Genomic DNA, 2,584 nt, shown 5'->3' with positions numbered 1-2,584 from the left:
CAGGTGAGAAGATCCGTGGGTGGCCCTCACTCGACAGCACGGACTCGGGCCGACGTGCGCACGGGTGCTGACGCTGCTCCAAGGCTCTGTGGAACCGGTGTCCGTGGTGCAGGTCGCCACCGAACTGGACATGCACAAGAACTCGGCACGCTTCCACCTCGATGGGCTGGTCGAGTCGGGTTACGCCGACCGGGTGGTCGCGACGCCCCACGCTCCCGGACGTCCGCCGCTGGTCTACGCGGCCACCAGCACCTCCCCGACGATGAGCAACATCCATCTCCTCGAGCTGATCGGGGTCCTGCTCGATGAGGTCCAGAGCCGGGGGGCGGACGCGGAGGCGGACTGTCTGCAGGCGGGACGCCGCTGGGGAGCGCGGATGGCCGAGCCCGATACGTCCGCTGAGCGCGTCCCCGAGGAGCTGGCCGAGCATCTGACCCAGCGGGGATTCGGCGTTCAGCGTGACGCCGATGACCTGCGGTTCATCCGGTGCCCGTTCCGGGGCGCGCTCGCACCCGAGGCGATGCCCTTGGTCTGCGCGATCCATCAAGGGCTGCTGGACGGCTACCTGGACGCCAGCACCGGAGACCTCAGCGTCGGACCACTCCAGATCGGCCCGGTGGAGTGCGTGGCGCGGCTGCGGCGGCCGACCCCGGACGAACCCGCCTAACCGCTGCCCAGCAGGAGGGCTTCGCCCACCACGTCGAGCAAGGCGTCCGGGTTGTGGGCGAAGCGCCCCAGGAACAGCCCGTCGACGGCGGGGAACAGCTCCGACAGCAGCCCCGGCCCGGCCGACCCGCCGTACAGGATGCGCACGCACGGCCAGGCGCCCTCGGTGCCCGCCCGCAGGGCCCCGGCGACACCGCGCACGTAGGACGCCGGGGCGGGCGCGGGTGCCCCGATGGCCCACACCGGCTCATAGGCCAGCCACACCTCCTCCAGCGGGGTGTCCCCCGTGAACGAGTGCAGCTGCCGCAGGCATGCGGCGGCGGCTTCGGCCGGAGTGGAGCGCTCGGTCTCTCCCACGCAGATCAGCGGGATCAGCCCGCAGCGCGACGCCGCCGCCACCTTCGCGGCGACCATCGCATCGTTCTCGCCGTAGATGCTGCGACGCTCGGCGTGACCCACCTCGACCACGGAGCAGCCGGCCGAGGCCAGATCGAGGCCGGAGACCTCCCCGGTGAACGGGCCCCGGTCGGCCTGGCACAGGTCCTGGGCTCCCAGGACGATCCCCGCGGCGGTCAGCTCCGTGGCCACCTGCGGAATCGAGAGGAAGTCGGGTAGCACGGCGACCGTGACCCCGGCGTCACCTGGTGAGTTCAGGGACGCCACACCCGCGGCGACGTCGTGGCAGTAGGCCAGCGTCCGGGCCGTGTCGAAGTACAGCTTGAGGCTGACCGCCACGACGAGCTCGCGGCTCACGCGGACGCGTCCCCGGCTTCGTACTGCGTGAACAGGGCCACCTTCTGCGCCGACGCGGAGGCCTGGTCGAACTCGTAGTCCAGCCACTCCTTGGCCAGCCGCCGAGCCAGCTCGATCCCGATCACCCGAGCGCCCATCGTCAGCACCTGAGCGTCGTTGGACAGGATCAGCCGCTCCACCGAGAAGGAATCATGGGCGACCGAAGCGCGGATGCCCGGCACCTTGTTCGCCGCCATCGCCACCCCCATGCCGGTGCCGCACACCAGCAAGGCACGGTCGGCGTCCCCGGCGGCGACGCGCCGCCCGGCCTCCACCCCGACGTGCGGGTAGGGCGTGTGCTGGTCGGCGTGGACGCCGACGTCGATCACCTCGCTCACGCGGGGGTCGGCCAGCAGGTCGGCCTTGAGAATCTCCTTGTACTCGAATCCGGCGTCGTCGGCGCCAACGATGATGCGCATGATGGGTCAGTCCTCCTGTCGGGGATCCAGCGCGGCGGCCTCGCCGAGGGCCGCCATGAGGAGCGCGAACGACGTGGCACCTGGATCGGGTGTTCCCAGTGATTTCGTGCCCAGCACCCGGGAGCGCCCGAGCCTGGCTTGGATGGTGGCGGTCTGCGCCGCCGCTTCGGTGGCCGCGGCGACGGCCGCGGCCCACGCCACGGGCAGGGCATCGCCCGCGGACGTCCGGTCCTGCAGCACGGTGGCGAACGGGACGACGGCGTCGACCATGGTCTTGTCGCCCGGGCGGGCGCCGCCCAGGTCCCCGACGGTGTCGCGGAAGGCGACCACCCCGCGGACCAGCGCGGACGCCGTGACGGCATCGGTGTCGGACAACTCGGCCGCGAAGGCGGTCAGCCCGGCGCCCCACAGGGCGCCCGAGGTGCCTCCCGCCGACTCGGCCCACTGCTGCCCGGCCACGGCCAGGACGGAGCGGGCGCCAGCGTCGGCGTTCGCCGCGGCCGTGGCGGCGGCCGAGAGACGGTTCGGTGGCGTCGACGTGCTCGGCGAAGAGGGTCAGGGAGCGTAGGTTCACCGCCGGCTCGTAGGACGCCGGCTTGAGCAACAGGACATGGGGGCCGATGGCCTCGCGCAGGGCGCTCTCGGCCACCGCCTTGACGGTGCCCTCGGGGTTCTGGAGCTGGAAGATGAAATTGGCGACATGGGCC

General features: G+C 72.0%; 3 protein-coding genes and 1 pseudogene. 1 reads left to right on the top strand and 3 read right to left on the bottom strand.

The genetic code is table 11. From position 1 onward, the window contains the following. Positions 1–19 precede the first annotated feature (19 nt). Positions 20–667, top strand: coding sequence for a helix-turn-helix transcriptional regulator (locus tag V7E09_RS15160; protein ID WP_324523681.1), 648 nt, complete (start codon positions 20–22; stop codon positions 665–667). Here V7E09_RS15160 and V7E09_RS15155 read toward each other — a convergent pair. The 3 genes and pseudogenes from V7E09_RS15155 to V7E09_RS15145 form a co-directional block, all read right to left on the bottom strand. Beyond that, a complete protein-coding gene (locus V7E09_RS15155; protein WP_324510645.1) occupies positions 664–1,419 on the bottom strand; it encodes a triose-phosphate isomerase family protein in 756 nt (251 codons plus the stop codon). The genes V7E09_RS15160 and V7E09_RS15155 overlap by 4 nt on opposite strands. Then, a complete protein-coding gene (locus V7E09_RS15150) occupies positions 1,416–1,877 on the bottom strand; it encodes a ribose-5-phosphate isomerase (protein ID WP_324523680.1) in 462 nt (153 codons plus the stop codon). The genes V7E09_RS15155 and V7E09_RS15150 overlap by 4 nt, the downstream gene beginning before the upstream one ends. Before the next feature lie 6 nt (positions 1,878–1,883). Next, a pseudogene (locus tag V7E09_RS15145) lies at positions 1,884–2,372 on the bottom strand (DAK2 domain-containing protein); the annotation flags it as partial. Positions 2,373–2,584: the final 212 nt, after the last annotated feature.

It is taken from the genome of Propioniciclava sp. (assembly GCF_036744435.1).
GTDB lineage: Bacteria > Actinomycetota > Actinomycetes > Propionibacteriales > Propionibacteriaceae > Propioniciclava.
The sequence above is the reverse complement of the archived record's forward strand: the minus strand, read 5'-3'. Positions and strand labels throughout refer to the sequence as shown.